The following is a 20,088-nucleotide window of genomic DNA, read 5'->3' as shown; positions in this document are numbered from 1 at the left end:
TATGGATGAACAAGCAAAAAATATTACCGATGCGGTCGTCAAAGAGGTGAAGGCGATATTTGCACACGATGGCGACTCCAACATTCTCGTCAAGCGTATTCCCCTCATCTGTAACGACATCCTTTCAATGAAAGCCGATATTTCTCAGATCAACGACAACATCAAATGGGGTGTCCGCATCATCATTGGTGCCGTCTTAGTAGCCGTACTCGCTTTAGTGTTAAAATAAGACAAACCATGCCCCCTTACGTCAATCCCAATAAGAAATGGCAGGAAAGCCCGAACACCGACGCCATCACCTCAGCGTCAATGGCTCCGACCCCACAGGTGACGTACTCAGCACCGACTCCAACACCGATCTATCCCGTCCCAACACTCGGACAGCCGCAGCTAATGGAAATGACAGGCTTAGAAAAGACCGCTCAGACTGAAACCACAGGCCTCTCCGCACTCTACGCAGAGTTAAATGGGGAATCCGCTGCACGCGCCTCGGAAGAGAAGACCCGTGGTGTGGAAGGACTCAATCAAACGGTGAACGACCTCTCGACCCGTCTCACAGGACTGAAGAACGAAGCGCTTGCTATCCCACTCCAGCTTCAGAACGACGTGGTGAAGAACGGCGCAATCGTCACCGCTGGCGGTCTCCAGCCACACCAGACCGCAGCCCTCAGAAACAACGCCATCCAAGCCCTCTCCACTAATTCATTGTTGGAAGCAGCCCGAGGCAACCTCACGACTGCAATGGACATGGCAGACCGTGCGGTGAAACAGCGCTTTGACCCTGTGCGTGAACAGATCGCGGCAAAAACAAAGAATTTAGAGTTAATCATGAACTCTCCCCAGTACTCACTGGAGCAGAAGAACCGTGCAGCCGCACAGCTTCAGCAGCAGGAAGACCGCAAGCGAGCACTCGACAATCAGGAGGATGACAATAAGACCGCTCAGGCAATGGCCGCAGCAGCGACAAAGAACTTCCCCAACGATGCAGGGGCACAAATGGCGATCAATCAAGCCCTCGCACTCGACCCGTCCGACCCTGACTACCTCCCGAAGATTTACTCCCTCATGGGTAAGTACCAGACCGACCCGAACGAAACCGCCGCAGCGCTCGCTGACCTCGAATACAAGCGACAGCAAACCCTTGCCTCTAAAGAAAGTCTAAAGATCGACTGGGCGCGGTACGGCCTCGACGCAGAGAAGATCGCAGCAGACATCGCACTCACAAAGGCGCAGACTAATAAAGTGAATACCGAAGCAGCGAACCCCACAGCGAAGGCGGCGACAGGCGCAGAGAAGACCGTGCTCGGCTACTACCTTCGAGGCAAGGATGCTCTCGAAACCATCGCACCACTCGAAGAAGGGATTGCGAGCAAGTCGCTCAAAGATCAAGCGGTACTCCAATTCGCACCGAACTTTCTTCAGAGTTCCAATAATCAAATTTACCGACAGGCTCAGCGTCAGTTCACCGAAGCACGTCTCCGCAAGGAGTCAGGTGCAGCTATTCCTACAGGTGAATACGAATCAGACAGCAAGACCTACTTCGCCCAGCCCGGTGACACCAAAGAAGTGCTCCTCCGTAAACAGGCGGCACGTTCAGCGGTACTCAACTCACTCGGGGTTAGCTCGGGGAATGCCTATGCAGAATACTTTGGAGAACGATACCCGACCGCATTTGGTGGTCAGGCATCAGCCCCTACACAGACTTCCGCACCAGCGAAGCAAGTCATCTATAACGGTAAGAAATACAACGTTGACGCACAGGGCAACATGACTGAAGCATGAACATAAACGACCTTCCAAAAGGCTCATACAAAGAGGTAGCACCCCTCAACATCAACAGCCTTCCACAAGGGTCATATTCAACAGTTGGCGAAGCTGCACCACAGTCCGTCGCCGCAAAGACGTGGAGCGCCATCGGCTCCGTTGCAAAGAAGCCGCTCAATCCCCTCTCATACGCTCCCGCAGTTGGCCTCGGTGTGAAGGCTATTGCAAATGCCCCTGCCGACATCAAGGAAGGATTCAATGCAGGTGTAGACCAAGTGAAGCGTGGTGTGCAGGGGTTGAAGGGTGGCACTTCACGCGACAAGCTCGATGCAATCCTCAACGTTGGCTCAGGTGCAGTCTCTACTGCATTCTCTCCCCTTGCTCCTGTATTCAAACCAGTTGGCACAGCACTCGAAGACCTCAGTAACCGTGCGAGCGATACCAAGACATTTCAAAAGTTCGCCACATCACTTCCTGATCTTCAGTGGCAACGTCTTGCAGAAGAAGCGGCGAATGTCGGAAACATCGCAGGGGGTCTCGCTGCGACGCCATCCATTGCACGCGGAGTGAAAGTCGCTCCCGCCAAAGCATCGACCTTTGTAGACAACCTCACGAAAACATCTGAAGCACAGATCGAAGCGAACATCCTCACGAAGTACGAGAAGGGTGTGAAGCCACTCATCAATGCCAAGATGACCCCCGCGAAACTCGACCGCTATCGCAGCGATGTGGTTCAGGCAGTTCGTACCATCAAGAACAACAAAGATAACCTCCAATTCAACGATATGGCGGGAGACACCATTGTTGGACAGACACCACGCACCCTCCAAGAACTCTCCGACGCCATCACGCAGACGAAGAAGACCATTTTCACGAAGTACGACAGCCTCGCAAAGTCAGCAGGAGAAAAGGGAGCGACCGTCAGCACAGAACCGCTCGCAAAAGTACTCGACGAAGTGGCAAACAACGAAGCGCTCTCGTTCTCGAACCCTGAAGCGGTCAAGTACGCGCTCGACATGAAACAGCGTCTTGCACAGAACAATCTCGCTGACGGCAGCCCAATGGGATACAAGAAGTTCGATACCGAAACCGCTCAGGCAATCATCCAAAACTACAACAACTCACTTGAAGCCTATTACCGCAATCCGAGCTACGACACCGCATCCCGCGCAGCGATAGACGCAGGTATCGTGAACAACCTCCGTGCATCACTCGATGACGCGATTGAAAGCGCGGGTGGTTCTGGGTATCAGGGATTGAAAGGTGAATACGGTGCGCTCAAATCTATTGAGCGTGATGTATTGAAAGCGACACTCCGCGATGCACGCAAGAACGTCAAAGGCCTCATTGATTTCACTGACATCCTCAGCGGCGGTCAGATCGTCAACGGTATTCTGTCCCTAAATCCCGCATCGTTCGCGTCGGGTGTCGCATCGAAGGCCATCGCCGAGTTCTACAAGTATCTCAACAACCCGAACAGAGCTATTCAAAAGATGTTCGATGCAGCGGACAGTCTGCCTCAACGCGACCTGTTGAATAGCCAGCCCGCAAGTAAGGTGCAGCCGACTAAGAATACGACCTCTAAGATGAACATATCTGAAAACGCTACACCACCACTACAATTAGGGCAAGCGAAGCCAGTCCCATCACCAGCAAGCAGTCCATCCGTATCATCACCAAAGTCTATCATCCAAAAAGGCGTGGATTACGTCAAAAAACTCCCGTGGAGAGACCAGAGCGGCAAGATCGCCAACCCAATGGCAAAGAAAACCCCCGCACAGATTGCGAAGACAATCGCACCAAGCAAAGTCGTGAAGCTCAGTCGCCTCGCAAATGAAGGCGATGACATCAACGTATTCATCGAAAGCGGTGACCTCATCGACGAACTCGGATGGAGCAAAATGTCTATCGACGACATCCGTGACGCTGCGAGCGCTGTCGTAAGCGAGTTTAACCGCATGCGATAATTCACTCTATCTATGGAAACCCCCTCTAAGGAAACAGCCTCACAGAAATTCCTCGCGCTCCTCGATGACGCATCGACCAAATCAGAATTTGTCGAAGCCTTTTCCAACGTCGTAAAGACCGTCAAGAAGTTCGAGGCAAAGACCGAAGAAGACATTCGCGCACTCGTTCAAACCATCACCCAGCTCCAAACCAAACTCGACAGTGACACCTCAGTCACTCTCGAAGAGATGAAGGCATTTGTTCAAACACTCAAGAACGGCAACGACGGCTACACCCCTGTAAAAGGCGTTGACTACTTCGATGGTGAAGACGCTGACGAAGACCGCATTGTTTCAGAAGTCCTCGCCCGTATCGTTATGCCTGAGACACGCGACCCGATCATGGACACGCCGATTGAATTGCGTGACAAACTCGAAACCCTCGAAGGTGACGACCGCCTCGATAAATCAGCTATCAAAGGCCTCCCAGAGCTTGAGGAAGAGCTGAAAGTCATCGCCGCTCGTCCCATTGGGCGCGGGGGAACACCTGTTGGTGTACGGCTCTACATAGGCGGCACCAAAAAGGGACTTGCGCAGTACATCAACCTTATCGCGGGAAGCGGTGTAGCTATCACACACAACCTCGCCAGTGGTCGCAACGACATCACCATCTCAGCAGCGGGTGGCGCACTCGCGGTATTGACCGCGACAGGTGACATCGACGGCGTAAATGCCACCTACACGTTTGCCTCAGAGCCATCTATCGTTGTTGTGAACGGGGCAAGCTACCGCCATACAGCAGGTGTTACTATTACAGGAACTTCAGCGACACTCGACTTTGCCCCACAGGTAGGGTCCGACGTGTACGCAATTGGATAATATGCTCACTTCTATCATCGCGTTCGTTGTCGGCTTATTCAGTTTCGGTGGTGTCACACTGGGCGCAACACCCGCTCTCACCGTCCAACAGGGAGGAACAGGCACATCAACAGTCCCCGCGAACTACGTACTACTCGGTAACACCGCAGGACGCCTCACAGCAGTTGCGACCTCGTCGCTTGGCATCACGGCCGCAGGTGACGGTATGTTCTCCACCACATCCGCTCAATACTTCTCATCCCTCGGCCTCGCCTTTTCAACTACGTCAGCACTGGCGCACCTCACCACGATTGATAAGGGGTTCTTCTTTTCAACCACCTCAGCAGCAGCATGGAAGGCAGCGAACATCTTTGAAAGCCTCACCGCAGGGGACGGCCTCACGCGCACGGGCGATGATTTCGACTGCGACACAGCGACCCCATCCGTGCTCGGCTGTATCGGAACCGCTGACTGGGCCTCGTTCAATTCGCGCCTCTCAACGACCACGCTCGCGCTCTTTGATAAGGGGTACTTTTTCAGCACCACATCGGCATCTTATTTCCTCACGCAAAACACGGGTAATGCCTTCTCCACGACAAGCGCAAACTTCTGGCGCTCGGTTGGCCTCTCGTTTTCAACGACCTCAGCAAACGCATGGTCTGCCGTGGGCCTCGGCCACTCCACCACCTCAGTCGCTGCACAGCTCCTCGGCAGTATTACCATCGGCACGCTCGCACTCACCAACGACCTCGCTGTAGCACAGGGTGGAACAGGCGTATCCACATTCGGCTGCACCATCTGTATTCTCTACTCGACCGCAGCCGATGGTTTGAACTCAGAAACGGCGTTCACCTACTCCGCAGCACTCGACAAGATGACCGTTGTAAACGCCTCGACAACAAACCTGACCGTCAATCTCACGCAGATCATTGGTGACGGAAGCGGACTTTCACTCGTTACTCCCACCAAAGCATTCTCGATCCCATATGCAACAACCACCGCTTGGACAGGAACAACGACTGTGCGTTTTGCAATCCCGCCTTACGGAATGACCGTGAACAGCGTATGGTGCTCAACCAACACAGGCACACTCAATGTAAAACTCGTCCACGGAGCGACGAACATGCAAATGGTTCGCGCCTCATCCACCATCGGCCAACAGACCGTTTCATCGAATAACGTCATCGTAAAAGGCACGCTCATTACAGCGGATTTTGGAACGCCCGCGTCATCCCCCACCGAAGTGAATTGCACATTTAGCGGCCCGCAAACATCGCAGTAGTATGCGCCTCATTACCGCGCTGCTCCTTGCGTTCTTACTCCCGTCAACCGCTTCAGCAGTCGTGCTCGGCTCTTCATATGCAGGTTCAGATACAGCTTTCAACTTCAACCTCAACGTTCCGAAAAACCACGCGACCGTACAGTGGATTATTGCCACACCGTTTACCTGTGCGAGCGCGTGTACGCCCGACACCGCGTACTTTCGATTAAAGAAAGCCGCAGGGTCTCCAACTGATGGCCTCAACGTGCTCATTTACGACCAAAGTGCGAGCCTCCCAAACGCGGTGGTCTGTACAGGCGCAAACATCGACCCCGCGCCACTCACGACCTCGTTCTCCACGACCTCATCGGCCATTGCCTCCTGTAACCTCGCAGCGGGCACGTACTGGCTCACGCTCAATCGTTCCCTCACCACCACCGACAACGCGAACTACGTCGGTCCCGCAGGCACCAATACGAGCGTTAACGCGTGCGGCAAAGGCAACCCCGCTGGCTCATGGGCTGTGGGCTGTTCTGATCACGGCACCTCGAATATTTACTTTCAACTGGATGGCACACTTGGTGGAGGAGCCGCGGCAGCCGAACCCTTCAGAAACTTTGTCGCCTTTTGGTGGTAATCCACAGCCTTCACTGTACCGATGCCGATTCGGTGGTAGGCTTTTGGTATGAAAACAAAAATAGCAATCTATGACGGAGAGGAGTTGGGACGTGCGCTTGCACAGCTTCGCCAGCCTGAGCCGAAACCCACACTCCGCATACGGGATATTCTCATCGGCCTCCTTGGATTTATCGTCGCGCCGTTCGCCACACTCTTTCTTGCGTTTGAGTACTTCTTTCCAACCTACTGCACACACGGAAACATCTACCACGAGTGTCCTGAACACGACTGATATGCCGAACGAGCGTAATACCAAACTCCTCCTCACCGCTATTTTTGTCCTGCCACTTGTTATCGGGTTTCTCGGGGGCCTCGTTGTGGGTCTTCAGTTTTAATATGTGGTTGCTCTCCTTCTTCTTTGATACTCGCGATCTCGACATGAGCGACATTCTTTTGCACGCATGTCATCACAAATCCCAGATAACAAAACGCTAGGCTTTTGGCTCAACGTCATCTTCATCGGCATTCCAAAGCTGATACAGCTGTGTGTCGTGCTCCTATTCACTGTTCCCTACTACGCACTGACCGATGAAGGTGGCGGGTGGTAGCTTGACGTGAAGGCTTCATGAGACCCCTCTTGACCGCGTGATACAATTGTGCGGTGACGGAGAAACAAATTGGTTTTTTCCATGACCCCTCTGCCGACCCGCAAGCGTGGGTATTTGGTGCGACCTCCAAAATAACCGCGCCCATCCTCCAAGCAGATCGTAATTGGTCTGCCTTTGCCAATACAGAAATCCAAGTCTACCCGTGGGGGGACACCTTTGAATGTGGATGGATAAACTCGTTCGACCCGCTCGAAATGCTCATCAAGCGAAAGTACGGCCTCACGCGCAATTACTCACAGCGTGCGATGGCGAAGTACACGAGCACCGACAAAATTAAGGGTAGCGACCCCCACAAGAACGCAGAGATTCTGAGAACTGAGGGAGCACCATTTGAAAGCCGCTGGCCCTCGCTCCGCGACATCGCATCGTTTGCTGAGTACTACGCGCCGCTTCCTCAGTTTGTAAAAGACGCTTTCGCTGATTTTAGGAGTGAGTTTGAGTTGAAACACGACACGATTGTTGGTGGGCCTGAAGCCATTTGGGATGCCTTGCAATACTCCCCCGTTGGTGTGTCCGTGGGCTGGAACGTCATTGACGAGAATGGCTACTGGTGGAAACAGGGCACCCACGAAGACTTCCACTGGACCGTGGTGATCGGTGGTGAATACGGCAAGTACCTCCTCGCACAAGACAGCGCCGAACCACTTTTAAAGAAAATTCGCTGGGCTGATTTCAAGCCATTGTTGGCAAAACGCTACGATGTCACCAAGCGCACCGAAGCTATCCAAATCTCACTCATGCAGCGCGTCATCGTGCTTTTAAAGCAGATGATCGCCAAGCTACAGGGACAGGGAGCTGTAGAAAGCCCCGCATTGGCACCTATTAGCCCTGTAGCGCCATCTAAACCGCCTGTGGCTCCTACACCTGTAAAACCCGTGAAGACGGCTCCTGAGCGTTTATACGCAGCCGCCAAAGCAGCCCTCGGGAAAGACCTCTCACAGAAAGCACCAGACGAACGGGGCTGTAGTGAAGCCGCTAGTCGCATCATCGCCAAAATCATTCCGAGCTTCCCCATCATCCTCAGCACCATCACCCTGCAAAAGACACTCGAAAACCACCACCAGTTCCGTGAAATCAAAGTCCCACAGATTGGATGCGTCACGATTTTTGCGACCGTCGGAAATGTGACAGGCCATGTCGGGATATTCGGAGCCAATTCCATCATGAGCAACGACAGCGCTACTGGACTTTTCAAGGCAAATTACACTCACGCCGCGTGGTTAGCGGCCGCAAAGAAACGCGGTCTAATCGTGCGGAATTTTCTTCCCCTCCTTTAGCTTCAATCGAAGCCGCTCTTTCCTCGGACACGACGCTTCCAGTTTCACAACGAAAGCGCACGCGACTATCGCCACAGAACTAGACCTACGCTACGGCGGGGCACAGATTCTCGACGCGCGGGGAAAGGACGTTACAAGTTAGCAATAAACACATGATTTCTAAGACAGCTATCGGTGCAATTATCAGCATCGTTGTGCTCGTGTTCAATCAGTTCGGCATCGTGTTTCCTGAAGGTGCAGAGACTTCTTTGGTAGAAGCGCTCACAACCCTCGCAGGTATCGTCATGCTCGTGTGGGGTCAGCTCTCCCGAAAGGATTTGAGCATGGGGCTTATCCGCAAAAACTAAGCCGTGGAAACTATCAAACGGTGGTTGGTCCTCACAGACATACACGCGCCCTACGAGGACAAGCGTTCTCTCGCGGCGGTGGAGAAGCTGATGGCCGACCTCCGCTTTGATGGGTACCTCAACCTCGGAGACTTCATAGACTTCGACTGCATTAGTTCTCATAACAAGAACAATCTCAGAGCCGTGGAGGGGAAACGTATTCACCTCGAATACGACGCAGCCGCAGTCATCCTCGACCGACATCAAAAACTCATCCGCTCCCGTAATAAGGATGCGGAATTTGTGTTTCTACAGGGTAACCACGAATTTCGTGTTGATCGTTACCTTGATGCCAATCCTCAGCTTGAAGGCATGATCGAAGTACCAACGTGCCTCGAATTTGGCAGACGAAAAATTAAGTGGGTGCCCTCGTGGTCGAAGAACAAGGTCTACAAAATAGGTAAGGCTAACTTCATCCACGGACGGTACGGTGGTGAAAACCACGCCAAGAAACACGTCACCAAGTACGGCTGCAACATCTTCTACGGGCATATCCACGACGTGCAGTGCCACTCAGCAGAAATGCTCGGCGTTGATAACACGATGGTTGGACAGTCGCTTGGGTGTCTCTGTCTTCCACAATCGTACATGCACGGCGCACCTGACAAGTGGCAGCAAGCCCTCACTATCTTTGAGTTCTTCCCTGACGGAAATTTCACCTACAACGTCATCCGCATCTTTAAGCATCGCTTCAGCTACAACGGGAAGGTGTATTCGGGATGATATGATAGGAGTTATGAGCCATGAAACTTGGAAGGACGCAGTCGGATACGAAGGGTTTTATCAAATTAGCAGCAAGGGGCGCGTGCGAAGCGCATCCCGTCTTATAAACAGCCCGTGGGGAGTGAAGTCTCGTGAATACGAGGGGCAGATAAAAAAATCCTACATCGGAAAGCATGGATACGTCGTAACCTCTTTCTACATTGATGGAAAGATGAAGCTTGTGAAGCTCCATCGCCTTCTCGCGATGGCATTCATACCGAACCCCGAAAACAAACCGCAGGTGAATCATAAGAACGGAGTGAAGCACGACAACACACTCTCAAACTTGGAGTGGGCAACGGGTAAGGAGAATATGCGCCATGCTATTGCCACTGGCCTCAAACCCTCCCCAAAATATGCGGGCGCTCTTGATGGAGAAAAATGCTACCGCGCTACAACCACAGGCGAAATAGTTTTAAAGATTCGCGCTGAGTACAAAAACGGTGCCACCACCACGTTCCTCGCCGCGAAGTACGGTCTGGGATTGTCGGCCGTCGTACACATGGTTCACGGACGAAGTTGGAGACACCTACCTTTATGAGCACGGGGCCAGCTCTACCAGATTATGGAGATGATTTGGCCCCTTTTGACGACTAACTATGAACCAAAAACAATTCCTCCAACGCATGGCCGAACTCTACGCGGCCAACGTAGAAATATCCCGTAAGAAGAATAGCGACTACACGAACGGCGATGACGCGTTCAAGAATTTCAAACTCTCTGCCATGCTCGGCATCCCTGTGGAACAGGCAATCTTAGTCCGTATGTCGGATAAACTCTCGCGCATCGCCACCCTCTTACATCAGGATGCACAGGTGGCAGATGAAGCAATTGGAGACACGCTCTCCGACCTCGCAAACTATGCCGTCATTCTGAGAATGTATTTGGAGACGCAGAACCGTCCCTCATGGGCGGAGATCACCGACGAGTTAGGTGAGAGCGTCGGCTAAGACCCGCTCCACACACCCCCAGCACGTAGAGATACGGCCCGACCAATCCACCTGTGTCTTTGCGTAGAACATCTCTCGTTTCGAGTGGACATAGTTGCACCGCAAGCAGATGTGCAGTTCATAGTCATTTCCGAACCGCATACTAGTCCAAGTGCCGTTCGTTATTCGTGAAGTAGCGCCGTCCCGTCACTTTCTTCTGTGTGACCCCGAACGCGGCCCATTCTTCTTTCTTCTGCTTATCCGCTTCAATAGCGCACCAGTTCTCCCAGTTCACAAAGGTGTTCACACGCTCTCCCGTACACCATCCGCACTTTGCGATCTCTCCTGTGCCTAAATACTCTTTTTCATAGATCGCATCACAGGGGATACAAATAAAGTGTGTTGCATCGTCATCCTGTAGCCGTCGCCATCCTCTCGGGAAATACTTACTGCGAAACCGACTCAAACTGAGTCCGCTGTCTGGGTGTTCCTGTAAGAACTTCGCCCGCATTCGTTCTTTGTCGCTGTGCATATTTCAAAGTAGTGAGGCTCACTGCTAGGGAAAACGGGATGGAGGGTTTGCGTTCCTGATGTGTTATGAGATTTCCCGTGGGGACGTAGCGTCGAAATACGCCGTTGTGAGCCTCACTACTTCTTATTGTAGCGCGCCAATTTCATCCAACCTCGTGTTATCCACACAATTGTAAAAACACTTCATTCCACTCTCATGCTTTACTACTCATACGCCTGAAGGCTCCGACTGATAGGAGTTACGGAGGCTAAACCGTAAGAGGTATCAGAACCTGTACTTTGACCGACACCCGATGGGAATGATCGTGAAAGCGATTGTAAGAATGACTAGAGTGACAAGTGACGCTGACAAGCCGAGCCTGTGGACACAAAGCCATTCCCGAGGGGAGAGGGAAGAAGGGAGGGGTGGGGATTATAGGTGGGAGGGACTGGTGCTAGCACATGCTATCACTTCATATGAAAGCAAAGAGAAAAGCGATATTCATGCCTGAAGACCTGTGGCGTTTGATCAAAGACGCGGCCTCTAAGAACAACCGCAAAGTCATCGACGAGTTACGAGTTAGATTTCATCTATGAATTGGAACACGCACCCGAAAGTCATTCAGATACGCACACTCATCAAATCGTTAGCTGTACCAGAACAGCGAGCCTACTACGTCCGAGGGAAGTTCTGTCGGCACGGTGTGTCACTCCCTGAAGACCGTGAGGAGTGTTGCTTTTGTAAGGCAGAGAACGGCGACGTGTACATTCAACAACGCCTCAACTCCCTTTACTTGAAACACAATCCGCGCGGTGATGCGCGCTACACAAAGTCTTCATCTTAAAAGAATACAGTGTCCCTACATCACAAGGTGTCCCGAAGATCGCTCGGTAAATGCGATCACGTTCTTTCAAGATGCATTTCAGTCATACGCAAAGGGGCCGCTCACATAGCGGTCTTTTTGTTGTGATAATCTATGAATGTCGGATTGGCCGAAAACCGTGCAGCGATGTGCGGTTTTTTGCTATCCCCAACCCTCATTTCGTGTTTATGCGAGCGTTTGATAGCATGGGTGGATATGGACGAAACTATTGATGCTATCGCCAATAAGCAGACTCGGTTGTACGACGAAGCAACTGACAGACTTTTAGCTCGACACAATTTAACGGTTGGCAATTTAGAAACAGCTGGATACCGACTCATCCTCGAAAAAGAGAAGAACGAAGAGTTTATAAGACTACTCAAAGTGACCGACCGAGAACGAGTACCGAAACTCGTTATAACGTCTTCCGTTGTATGAACCCTGCATCAGAACTCGGCAAACTTTCGTGGAGCGCACGCACAAAAGGAAAGTCTGAAAAAGAAGTATCTGCGATGATGTCTAAAATCGCTAAACGTAAGCGTAAAAAGCGCTCCTAAAAGTTATCAACACCCTACTCCTTGCAAACGTTCGTTAGCATGAGAAGATAGGTGAAGAAGCTCATTAACACGTTCGCAGTAGAGAGGGGGACATCTGAGCCTGACTGGTTTGGGCTAGCGCATAACCATGACTTTACCTAGGAAACGGTAAGTGCGTGTCAGGTCACTCCCTCTCTCTTGCGAACTCATAGACCCTCATTCCGCGATAACGCGATCAGAGTGAGGATGGTGGTGCGTAGTTGGGGGAGCAAGTATCGGAATATCGGACGGCTAGCTTTAGTCCGACGCAGAAATGCGCTTCCCCACATACGCATCACCCTTAATCGACTAACAACACAGAACGTATGGACAACGACGATCTCTCAAAAATGTTTGAGGAGATGTTGCGGATGTCGAAAGAAGAACGACAGCTCCGCGACAAATACCCGAACTTTCCCAAGTATCCAAAGAGCGTCAAAGAAACAATGATGCTCTGCCAAGAACTCAGTAACCGCGTATGACCCGAGAACACGACGAACCAGACGGCTGCACAGTAGACGGATGCTTCGAGGAAGCCATCTATCGCGGCCTCTGCATCACGCATAAAAAGCAAGCCTTCCCAACCATCGAAGAACAGACCAATTAAAAACCTAATCGCTTACCTCTCTCACGTTGCGCCTTCTGGTAAGCGGGCGCAACGTAAGCGAACCAACTACTATGACTAATCAAACACGATCACTCGCTACAGGCCGTTACACGACCCTCAAGACCAAATTCATTATCGGCACCCTTATCCTCGGTATCGGCCTCTTCGCGTTCAGCTACTTTAAAAGCGAATGGGATAACAAAGCCATCACCGTCATTAACCCCATCGTCGCAACGGTGGCACACGCTGACGAGACACCGAACCTTGAACAGAAGATCGAAGCATTAAAAGACAAACTCGTCGCAGAGATGATTGCCTGTGAAAATCCATCAGGCATCCCCGCCGTCTACGACAACAACGCAGGCGGCACTCTCAACCGCCGTGACGCAATTTCGTACGGCCGATTGATGTACAAAATCCCAACCCTCCAAGGACATTACAAACAAATAACAGGCGAAACCCTCACCGACGTTGAAGCAGCCCGCTTTGCGATGGACGAGGTGGAGATCAAGAAGTTCGTCATTCGTGTGTGGCTCGAAATCGAAGGCTCGGTTAATCACTGGACCTGCGCCACTCCAGCGATGAAACGAACGATAGAAGATATTAGATTCTTAACGACATAGACCTATGCCCGCACTGTTCTACAAACGAGACGAGAAAAAAGCACGTTTGGCAATGGCGAAGCGCCGATACTTGATGTTGAATAGCCGTCCTATGACCAAACATACCCACGATTACTCGAAGCCCGTCACCGAATATCTCTCCGACAACGCCGCTATCTTTTGGATGGTGTGCGAGTGCGGCAAGAAGATACTCAACGGATGTAAACCAACCGACCATGAATGACATTCTGAAAGGCTGGGCCTCTGAGGAGCCAGTCACGCAGGAGGATATTGATAGTGCCGAGGAAGATTTGGCCTATTGGGAACGCCGCCTCGTTGAAATGAACCAAGACACCCAAGATGTTATTGGTTCCGTCCTCAAAGCGGAACAGTACCGAGACACATTAAAAGCTAGGCTCAAAGAACAACATGGAGACGTATCTAACTGACGAACAAGAAACCGCCCGTGACATGTACATCACGGACATCGAAGCGGAACAGCACGCGAAACTTACAAAGAACACAGGTGACTTCCACTTCATCGCGTACCAACACTTAACAGGAGAAGGAGATTACACGGAGGCCGATCACGGCCACGACCCACGACACTAATATGGAAACATCACCAGAGATTAAGAACATCGCGACGGCGTTACTCAACTTCCAAGCTGACGCACCGACAGTCACGAAGGATGCAAAAGCCAATTACGGGAGATACGCAACACTCGGCAACGTCATCGACAGCACCCGCGCAACACTCGCGACTTATGGCCTCTCCTTCATGCAGTTCCCAGATGGTGATGGCCTCACGACCATCATCATGCACAAAAGCGGCGAATGGATACGCGCCACAGGGAAACTTATCCTTGATAAGCAGACCGCACAGGGATTGGGAAGCGCACTAACCTACAGCCGACGCTACGGCCTCACGTCGGCACTTGGTATTGCAGCAGATGACGACGATGACGGCGCACACGCCGTAACAGCCCCGCAAACGACCAAAAAGGCCCCGCCAGCGAAAGAAGACCCGACACTTGGGTACAGGCTCCACATCGCCGCTCTCATGGCAGAACTCGGCCATAAGGAGCGAGGCCAAGAGTTAATCAGAGAGATCACCAAAATCACCGACCTACCTGTCACAGACCAGAACCTCCCCGATATCATTGCCCGATTAGAGGCAACACTCGGTAAATAAATAACTATGTCTGAAAAAATCTACGCAAAAGGAGTGTTTATCAAGAAGCCTGAGAACGCACCTGAGTTTGTACTCGGACGTGTCGGCATTAACTACCACGACTTCGTTGCCTTCCTAGAGGAGCACACGAAAGCAAACGGATGGTGTGACTTTGACCTCCTTAACGGAGACAAAGGCCCGTACCTCGTTCTCAATACGTTTGTGCCGAAGCCGAAGGACGAACCGCGAGAGGAAGCGCCAGCGGACGATCAAATTCCTTTCTAGCGTATGGTGGTAATTACAACACCACCCCCAGCACCACCTCCAATCGTGCAGAACTGCCAATATCAGGTAGAAATGCGCGACATCGAACCTCGGAGCTACAAGTGTGTGACGCAGGAAGAGTACGACGCGATCAAAGCGCGAGAGCAACAAGAGCTTGCTGATACAGCCCCGTATTTCTTTGGGGCTATGATGTTCCTTCTCATACTCTTTCTGTTCCTCGTCCTATTCAAGTAGGTATGCAGCGCACCAGTCAACAGAACAGGGCGCTCCACAAATGGTTTGAACTCAAAGCGCAACAGTGCAGGGAGGCAGGAGTGTCCCCTGCACTTGCGTTTTCTAAGACCATTGAGTTGGAAATGACCCCCGTGATGATGAAGGAGATATGGCGCACGGTACAGAAAGCGATGTTTGGAAAAGCGAGCACTGCTGATCTCGAAAAGCAGGGAGAGATTGATGAAATAGCCGAACACTTGAACCGTTTCTTTTCGGTTCAGTTTAATTTGGATGGCATTGCACTCCCCAGCATGGAGCTTGGCTTCGCTGACACTGCTCCAACACACGAAGATTATAAGAATAAATACGAGGGGCTAGATCCTCACGACCTATGACCCAAAACGACCGCATCAAAGCATTACTTGAGAAACAGAACTTCGTCACCCGTAACCACTGCCTGAGAACCTTTCCCGCGATCACCCGTCTCTCCGCCCGCATCATGGACTTGGAGAAGGAAGGCTACGTGTTTAAGGGGGAGAATGTGCATGGGGACTACGTGTATACAGTGACACAGAAACCAGCACCAAAGACGCTCGCGATGAGAATATGAGCACGGACTATTACCTGTGGTGCCCGAAATGCGAGAAGATCAGCGGCATCCTCCACGCACAGCAAGCATGGGGTTCATGGACAGTCAGAGAAGACCCGCGCCATCAGGAAGTGCACAACTGGATTAAAGATCATCGAGATCATAAGCCATACCTCGTCGATGAACACAGTGCCGAAAACGACAAAGCGTGGGATGCCTCGCATTAAACGCATCGCAAATCACACCATTCTGCGACATTAAAATTAATCAAAACACCATGAAGATCGAACGACTGCCAAACCGGGACAGCGTTGCTGCGAAACCGGATATTGGAGCACGCGTACGACAAGCGCGTAACGAATGTGGCCTCTCTCAGACAGAACTTGCAAACGAGCTTGGTTTCGAGAGCCCTACAGCAATTTCGCTCATCGAGAGCAACAGCCGCAATATCTCGGCGCAGAAGCTCTACCAGATCGCACACATTACAAATCTGCCGATAGCGTTCTTCTTTGGAGTATGACCCCCTACGAACAACTCCGCACCCGCATCAATGAGCTTCTGCCGGATCGGTTGAGGATACAGAAAGGTTGCGAACTCGAGGATCAGAACTCCTACGCAGATCACGAATTGTATATGGTCGCGGCTCAGTGCGGCGTGTGCGAGACGCACAAAACGCGACGCGGCTGTGAGAATAGCGATGGCAACTGTAATGAGCACGACGGCATGCTTATCGTCCACGAAGGCGGACTGTACGATGATTATGGATACATCCGCTTAACGATCACGAACGAGGAGGCAGACAATGCGCAGAGGTGGAAAATCCTCGGCAAACCCCTCACCATCGAGGATGTGTTGCGGGCGCTCGATCTCAACTCGACTGACGAAGGCACATACCTGTCGTGTTCGAGCAATCTGATGAGAGTGCAGATCAAAAACGACGTTGCTATCTTCGACCTCACCAAACCACTCTCCGCCCCCGAGAACGAAGCAGCATGTGCGGCGGTGCTTAAACTACTCACTGTATGACCATACTCTGTCTGATTGCATGGAGCCAAATACGCGGAAGAGAATGGGACGGATATTATGTCGTGATGCTCGCTGGGTCCGTCTGCCTTGACCTGATCGTTATCAGCTCACTGATCGCGAGAGTATGAACGAGTTACTTCCCCTCGCTCCGTGGAATGACCCCACGGTGGTGTGGGTCTGCGAAGATCACCCAACGAAAGAACAGGGACACCGTGTGTGGTTGTTCTGGGAATGCGGGGGAGCGGGAATGCCGCGTCGCAAACTGCATCGTGCGCGACATCAACTTTAATCCCGACATCATGAACACACCGAAATCAATTGCACATCGCCTCTCCCGCCAGATGCGAGAGATTGTCCTGACGATGATGCGCAAAGAGGGCCGGGATTTCACACGGTGTCAGCTCTGCCCGGCTAGGATTACAGGAGCACCCGACATCCACCACACCAAGTACGACGGTGCGACATATTACGACCTCCTGCTTGTTTGTCGAAAGTGCAACAGCGCATCCGAAAATCGTTACTTAGACTAAATCAATAATCACTATGACAAGAAAGAACCCACGCCAAACGAAGGCGTGGGTAGAAGGGCGGTAGGGTGCCGCCAGAGGCTAGCTCATCTGACACCAATGAACGTGTTTCCACGGACTTGAGCACCCGCAAGTCCTTCCACGAACAAGTATACACGTCGCCCATCCAATGTTTCCCGACACTTAAAAACCCAACCTGACTATATGACACCAGACCAAGAGAAGGAGTTGCTAGCTCAGACAGAGAAATCATGGGGTTTCATCATGACCGAAAGCAAACGCGAGCGCATGATGGAGGATTTTGAACGCCGCAAGGCCTTCATCACCACACTCTTAAACGATCAGAAGCTCCGCATAGTAGAGATGCTGGATGAAATGGCTTTTGAGAACGACAACGGCTCGAACGTGGAGCTGTTCATCAGCTGGGACGACGCCCGCTCCCGCATCACGTAGTCATTACAAACCGTAGAACAACAGAACGTATGGACGACCACCAACACGACCTGAAGCCTCACAAAGTGCTGCTCAACACACACATCTGCGTCAAGTGTCTGACGGAGCTGTGCTCACACGAAATAGAAATACTCAACCAGTTTTACGAGGTGGGAGGGTTCTGCGACAACGAAACGTGCGACCGCTACCTCTTACTGGTGCTGTAATTACCCCACTCAACTAACACGATTATGGACTACGCATTAGCAAAGGAACTGAAAGACGCGGGCTTTCCGCTGACAGAAGTACCTATTCAACAAATGGGCGGCCCCTTCCACGACATCGATGGCACACTCTACTTCAACCCCACCCTCGAAGAACTCATAGAGGCGTGTGGAGAGCGCTTTGGTCTTCTGAAAGTCGCCCACAATATGCAGCCCACGCCGAAGTGGATTGCGATGTCAGTCGATGGTGTGACCTACCGAGGCGGTGCCAGCCCCACCGAAGCCGTCGCCCGTCTCTGGTTCGCACTCAACACGGTATGAGCGTACTCGGAACATACGTCCGCATCAGGTGTAAGAATTGCGGGACATACCAGAGCACGTTCACGCATGGAGAAGAGTTTGCCGTGGATTGCCCCTGTGTACCGGGAAAGTTTCGCACCGTTGGACACACGCCGGAAATGTCTCCGTTTCCCGACTTAAGAAATAATTAAGACCCTCAATGACGAACTTAGAGAGAGCACAGCGACAAACAGACATCATCGCCGCATATAAGAGCGGAGAGCGAATACCAGAGATAGCGAAGCGGTTTGGAATAGGTCAAAGAGGAGTGCAGTACATCACCAAACCTTACCGACCCGTGCCGAATGGCCCCGCTCGATCAGCAGACGGAGCGAACAGTATTGGTAGGCATTTCCGCAATCTCCTTGCGAACATGATGGTTCGTGACGGACGGAACCTCGAAGAATGCGAACAGTGCTTCTCAGAAATTCCCGAGGGAAAGTACCAGCTCCATCACACCAAATATGAAGGTGCTACATACTATGACCTTCAGATCGTGTGCCAGCGGTGCAATCTCCAAACAGAAAACCTCTGTCTGCAATAGCGCGACAGCCAGAAAGTGACTTATTCATTCACAACAACATCATGAGTTACGATTGGGAAAAAGAGCAAGTTCACAACCTCGCAGAGCACGTTGGTTTTTATGGGTTGGTCGGCTTGATCCGCCTGATACTCTCGAAACATTACCCGAGCGATTTGTTTGCTGGAAGTCCCGATAAGGGTGCACGCTTCACGCAGAAACTCCACGAGGCGCTCGCCATTCTCGACGATCCGAAGATCGATGCGGATGAATACGCGGCAGTATCAGAGCCTGAGAAGGACGAGCTGTTTGACGAGCTTGCAGACCAATTGCCACGCAATATCTCGACCAAAGGGATGGTCTTAACACCGCGTTACTTGCAGGAAAAATACGGCATTTCCTACGCCCGCGCGGCAGACCTCCGTGAAGCATTACTCGAAGCAGGTGTGCTCAAGAAAGATGCCGCAACAGGGCGGTACAAAGTAATTTAGTAACAACAATCAATAGCTATATGAACGAAGAAGACATTGCATTACTGAGACGAATAGCGAGCTACGCAGCTCCACATCCCGAAGGTGGTTATGCGGTGCCAGCGGTTTTTGTTTCGCTCCCACAGCGGTTGCGTAACGAAGCTGACCGATACGAACAGCGGGAGCGAGACTTACTCGCTTTCGACGCACTGATTAACCGCTTCATCGACCGCTACTTACCGAAGAAAGAGGACGGCTTCTAACCCATGCTCCCCTTCCACATCATCCTCACGGTCTGTGCCCTCGGCCTCTGTGTCGCCATCGGCTACGTCATCAAGAAGGTGGTGGTGGACTATCCGAATAAGGAGGGGATGTAGCTAATGTTAAAATTGGGAGAGAAAGGAGGCTCCCATGAAAGTCCCGATTCGTATCAGTTGTGAGTACGATTACTGCCAGCTCGAAGTGCGGCAGGACGATACCTACCACGCGGTGATCGCGGGAAAGATATTTCGCTTCTGTTCCTGTGCGTGTCGCTCGCAGTTCCGTCGCACGCGGGTCCAAGTGGCTGTCGTCAATGGGTAGAGCAAACAAGTGCTACTCATGTACGAATAAGTTCGGTCTGGTACGATACAGGCTGTACTTCATGGACTGGCTCGGCCTCGA

At 51.9% G+C, this 20,088-nt stretch carries 26 protein-coding genes; 25 read left to right on the top strand and 1 reads right to left on the bottom strand.

Features of this window, described 5'->3' with window-relative positions; genetic code table 11:
- The first annotated feature begins 1 nt into the window (after window position 1).
- From JQ567_RS25635 to JQ567_RS25585, 11 genes are all read left to right on the top strand, one after another.
- Window positions 2-229: a hypothetical protein gene (locus tag JQ567_RS25635; RefSeq protein ID WP_212441382.1), complete on the top strand. Its 228-nt coding sequence runs from the start codon at window positions 2-4 to the stop codon at window positions 227-229.
- Window positions 230-237: 8 nt separating this feature from the next.
- Window positions 238-1,782 (top strand): hypothetical protein, encoded by a 1,545-nt coding sequence (locus tag JQ567_RS25630; protein WP_212441381.1) that lies wholly within the window; start codon window positions 238-240, stop codon window positions 1,780-1,782.
- Entirely contained in the window at window positions 1,779-3,731 is a 1,953-nt protein-coding gene (locus tag JQ567_RS25625; protein ID WP_212441380.1) for a hypothetical protein, read from the top strand. Before JQ567_RS25630 ends, JQ567_RS25625 begins: the two co-directional genes overlap by 4 nt.
- A gap of 12 nt (window positions 3,732-3,743) precedes the next feature.
- Complete coding sequence (locus JQ567_RS25620; protein WP_212441379.1) at window positions 3,744-4,589, top strand: hypothetical protein; 846 nt, start codon at window positions 3,744-3,746, stop codon at window positions 4,587-4,589.
- Window positions 4,582-5,850, top strand: coding sequence for a hypothetical protein (locus JQ567_RS25615; protein WP_212441378.1), 1,269 nt, complete (start codon window positions 4,582-4,584; stop codon window positions 5,848-5,850). The genes JQ567_RS25620 and JQ567_RS25615 overlap by 8 nt, the downstream gene beginning before the upstream one ends.
- Before the next feature lies 1 nt (window position 5,851).
- Window positions 5,852-6,466, top strand: coding sequence for a hypothetical protein (locus JQ567_RS25610; protein ID WP_212441377.1), 615 nt, complete (start codon window positions 5,852-5,854; stop codon window positions 6,464-6,466).
- Window positions 6,467-7,108: 642 nt separating this feature from the next.
- Window positions 7,109-8,392 (top strand): hypothetical protein, encoded by a 1,284-nt coding sequence (locus JQ567_RS25605; RefSeq protein ID WP_212441376.1) that lies wholly within the window; start codon window positions 7,109-7,111, stop codon window positions 8,390-8,392.
- Window positions 8,393-8,544: 152 nt separating this feature from the next.
- Window positions 8,545-8,739 carry a hypothetical protein gene (locus JQ567_RS25600; protein WP_212441375.1) on the top strand — a complete coding sequence of 65 codons (195 nt, stop codon included), beginning with the start codon at window positions 8,545-8,547 and terminating at the stop codon, window positions 8,737-8,739.
- A 3-nt stretch (window positions 8,740-8,742) separates the two neighbouring features.
- Window positions 8,743-9,501 (top strand): metallophosphoesterase, encoded by a 759-nt coding sequence (locus JQ567_RS25595; RefSeq protein WP_212441374.1) that lies wholly within the window; start codon window positions 8,743-8,745, stop codon window positions 9,499-9,501.
- Between the two features lie 13 nt (window positions 9,502-9,514).
- The gene (locus JQ567_RS25590) at window positions 9,515-10,081 is read left to right on the top strand and encodes an NUMOD4 domain-containing protein (protein ID WP_212441373.1); all 567 of its coding nucleotides are present in this window, start codon (window positions 9,515-9,517) and stop codon (window positions 10,079-10,081) included.
- Between the two features lie 85 nt (window positions 10,082-10,166).
- Complete coding sequence (locus JQ567_RS25585; protein WP_212441372.1) at window positions 10,167-10,490, top strand: nucleotide modification associated domain-containing protein; 324 nt, start codon at window positions 10,167-10,169, stop codon at window positions 10,488-10,490.
- A gap of 142 nt (window positions 10,491-10,632) precedes the next feature.
- Here JQ567_RS25585 and JQ567_RS25580 read toward each other — a convergent pair whose 3' ends face one another.
- Complete coding sequence (locus JQ567_RS25580; protein ID WP_212441371.1) at window positions 10,633-10,776, bottom strand: hypothetical protein; 144 nt, start codon at window positions 10,774-10,776, stop codon at window positions 10,633-10,635.
- 2,319 nt (window positions 10,777-13,095) lie between these two features.
- On the opposite strand from JQ567_RS25580, the gene JQ567_RS25575 reads away from it, so the two are divergent.
- The 14 genes from JQ567_RS25575 to JQ567_RS25510 all read left to right on the top strand — a co-directional run bounded on the left by JQ567_RS25575 (window position 13,096) and on the right by JQ567_RS25510 (window position 19,688).
- Window positions 13,096-13,647, top strand: a complete 552-nt coding sequence (locus JQ567_RS25575) for a hypothetical protein (protein WP_212441370.1) — start codon at window positions 13,096-13,098, stop codon at window positions 13,645-13,647.
- A gap of 4 nt (window positions 13,648-13,651) precedes the next feature.
- Window positions 13,652-13,870, top strand: coding sequence for a hypothetical protein (locus JQ567_RS25570; RefSeq protein WP_212441369.1), 219 nt, complete (start codon window positions 13,652-13,654; stop codon window positions 13,868-13,870).
- Window positions 13,863-14,075 (top strand): hypothetical protein, encoded by a 213-nt coding sequence (locus JQ567_RS25565; RefSeq protein ID WP_212441368.1) that lies wholly within the window; start codon window positions 13,863-13,865, stop codon window positions 14,073-14,075. Before JQ567_RS25570 ends, JQ567_RS25565 begins: the two co-directional genes overlap by 8 nt.
- A gap of 164 nt (window positions 14,076-14,239) precedes the next feature.
- Window positions 14,240-14,821, top strand: a complete 582-nt coding sequence (locus JQ567_RS25560) for an ERF family protein (RefSeq protein WP_212441367.1) — start codon at window positions 14,240-14,242, stop codon at window positions 14,819-14,821.
- 6 nt (window positions 14,822-14,827) lie between these two features.
- Window positions 14,828-15,085 (top strand): hypothetical protein, encoded by a 258-nt coding sequence (locus JQ567_RS25555; protein WP_212441366.1) that lies wholly within the window; start codon window positions 14,828-14,830, stop codon window positions 15,083-15,085.
- A 314-nt stretch (window positions 15,086-15,399) separates the two neighbouring features.
- Window positions 15,400-15,693: a hypothetical protein gene (locus tag JQ567_RS25550; RefSeq protein WP_212441365.1), complete on the top strand. Its 294-nt coding sequence runs from the start codon at window positions 15,400-15,402 to the stop codon at window positions 15,691-15,693.
- On the top strand, window positions 15,690-15,908 hold the full coding sequence (locus JQ567_RS39105; RefSeq protein ID WP_212441364.1) for a helix-turn-helix domain-containing protein: 219 nt from the start codon (window positions 15,690-15,692) through the stop codon (window positions 15,906-15,908). The genes JQ567_RS25550 and JQ567_RS39105 overlap by 4 nt, the downstream gene beginning before the upstream one ends.
- A complete protein-coding gene (locus tag JQ567_RS25540) occupies window positions 15,905-16,114 on the top strand; it encodes a hypothetical protein (protein WP_212441363.1) in 210 nt (69 codons plus the stop codon). The genes JQ567_RS39105 and JQ567_RS25540 overlap by 4 nt, the downstream gene beginning before the upstream one ends.
- Before the next feature lie 50 nt (window positions 16,115-16,164).
- Entirely contained in the window at window positions 16,165-16,407 is a 243-nt protein-coding gene (locus tag JQ567_RS25535) for a helix-turn-helix domain-containing protein (RefSeq protein WP_212441362.1), read from the top strand.
- The gene (locus JQ567_RS25530; RefSeq protein WP_212441361.1) at window positions 16,404-16,913 is read left to right on the top strand and encodes a hypothetical protein; all 510 of its coding nucleotides are present in this window, start codon (window positions 16,404-16,406) and stop codon (window positions 16,911-16,913) included. Before JQ567_RS25535 ends, JQ567_RS25530 begins: the two co-directional genes overlap by 4 nt.
- 791 nt (window positions 16,914-17,704) lie before the next feature.
- The gene (locus tag JQ567_RS25525) at window positions 17,705-17,893 is read left to right on the top strand and encodes a hypothetical protein (protein ID WP_212441360.1); all 189 of its coding nucleotides are present in this window, start codon (window positions 17,705-17,707) and stop codon (window positions 17,891-17,893) included.
- A gap of 230 nt (window positions 17,894-18,123) precedes the next feature.
- Complete coding sequence (locus JQ567_RS25520) at window positions 18,124-18,417, top strand: hypothetical protein (protein WP_212441359.1); 294 nt, start codon at window positions 18,124-18,126, stop codon at window positions 18,415-18,417.
- 603 nt (window positions 18,418-19,020) lie between these two features.
- Window positions 19,021-19,446 carry a hypothetical protein gene (locus JQ567_RS25515; protein WP_212441358.1) on the top strand — a complete coding sequence of 142 codons (426 nt, stop codon included), beginning with the start codon at window positions 19,021-19,023 and terminating at the stop codon, window positions 19,444-19,446.
- A gap of 20 nt (window positions 19,447-19,466) precedes the next feature.
- Complete coding sequence (locus JQ567_RS25510) at window positions 19,467-19,688, top strand: hypothetical protein (RefSeq protein WP_212441357.1); 222 nt, start codon at window positions 19,467-19,469, stop codon at window positions 19,686-19,688.
- Window positions 19,689-20,088: the final 400 nt, after the last annotated feature.

The sequence above is a fragment of the Bradyrhizobium sp. AUGA SZCCT0431 genome, assembly GCF_018131065.1.
Classification (GTDB): domain Bacteria; phylum Pseudomonadota; class Alphaproteobacteria; order Rhizobiales; family Xanthobacteraceae; genus Bradyrhizobium.
This window is presented reverse-complemented; position numbering and strand designations above follow the sequence as displayed.

Coding starts and splice junctions, on each gene's coding strand:
- JQ567_RS25560 (WP_212441367.1), top strand. CDS start 14,240: ATGGAAACATCACCAGAGATTAAGAACATCGCGACGGCGTTACTCAAC.
- JQ567_RS39105 (WP_212441364.1), top strand. CDS start 15,690: ATGACCCAAAACGACCGCATCAAAGCATTACTTGAGAAACAGAACTTC.
- JQ567_RS25570 (WP_212441369.1), top strand. CDS start 13,652: ATGCCCGCACTGTTCTACAAACGAGACGAGAAAAAAGCACGTTTGGCA.
- JQ567_RS25520 (WP_212441359.1), top strand. CDS start 18,124: ATGGACTACGCATTAGCAAAGGAACTGAAAGACGCGGGCTTTCCGCTG.
- JQ567_RS25610 (WP_212441377.1), top strand. CDS start 5,852: ATGCGCCTCATTACCGCGCTGCTCCTTGCGTTCTTACTCCCGTCAACC.
- JQ567_RS25635 (WP_212441382.1), top strand. CDS start 2: ATGGATGAACAAGCAAAAAATATTACCGATGCGGTCGTCAAAGAGGTG.
- JQ567_RS25590 (WP_212441373.1), top strand. CDS start 9,515: ATGAGCCATGAAACTTGGAAGGACGCAGTCGGATACGAAGGGTTTTAT.
- JQ567_RS25535 (WP_212441362.1), top strand. CDS start 16,165: ATGAAGATCGAACGACTGCCAAACCGGGACAGCGTTGCTGCGAAACCG.
- JQ567_RS25630 (WP_212441381.1), top strand. CDS start 238: ATGCCCCCTTACGTCAATCCCAATAAGAAATGGCAGGAAAGCCCGAAC.
- JQ567_RS25525 (WP_212441360.1), top strand. CDS start 17,705: ATGACCGAAAGCAAACGCGAGCGCATGATGGAGGATTTTGAACGCCGC.
- JQ567_RS25625 (WP_212441380.1), top strand. CDS start 1,779: ATGAACATAAACGACCTTCCAAAAGGCTCATACAAAGAGGTAGCACCC.
- JQ567_RS25575 (WP_212441370.1), top strand. CDS start 13,096: ATGACTAATCAAACACGATCACTCGCTACAGGCCGTTACACGACCCTC.
- JQ567_RS25620 (WP_212441379.1), top strand. CDS start 3,744: ATGGAAACCCCCTCTAAGGAAACAGCCTCACAGAAATTCCTCGCGCTC.
- JQ567_RS25565 (WP_212441368.1), top strand. CDS start 13,863: ATGAATGACATTCTGAAAGGCTGGGCCTCTGAGGAGCCAGTCACGCAG.
- JQ567_RS25555 (WP_212441366.1), top strand. CDS start 14,828: ATGTCTGAAAAAATCTACGCAAAAGGAGTGTTTATCAAGAAGCCTGAG.
- JQ567_RS25600 (WP_212441375.1), top strand. CDS start 8,545: ATGATTTCTAAGACAGCTATCGGTGCAATTATCAGCATCGTTGTGCTC.
- JQ567_RS25585 (WP_212441372.1), top strand. CDS start 10,167: ATGGCCGAACTCTACGCGGCCAACGTAGAAATATCCCGTAAGAAGAAT.
- JQ567_RS25530 (WP_212441361.1), top strand. CDS start 16,404: ATGACCCCCTACGAACAACTCCGCACCCGCATCAATGAGCTTCTGCCG.
- JQ567_RS25515 (WP_212441358.1), top strand. CDS start 19,021: ATGAGTTACGATTGGGAAAAAGAGCAAGTTCACAACCTCGCAGAGCAC.
- JQ567_RS25540 (WP_212441363.1), top strand. CDS start 15,905: ATGAGCACGGACTATTACCTGTGGTGCCCGAAATGCGAGAAGATCAGC.
- JQ567_RS25510 (WP_212441357.1), top strand. CDS start 19,467: ATGAACGAAGAAGACATTGCATTACTGAGACGAATAGCGAGCTACGCA.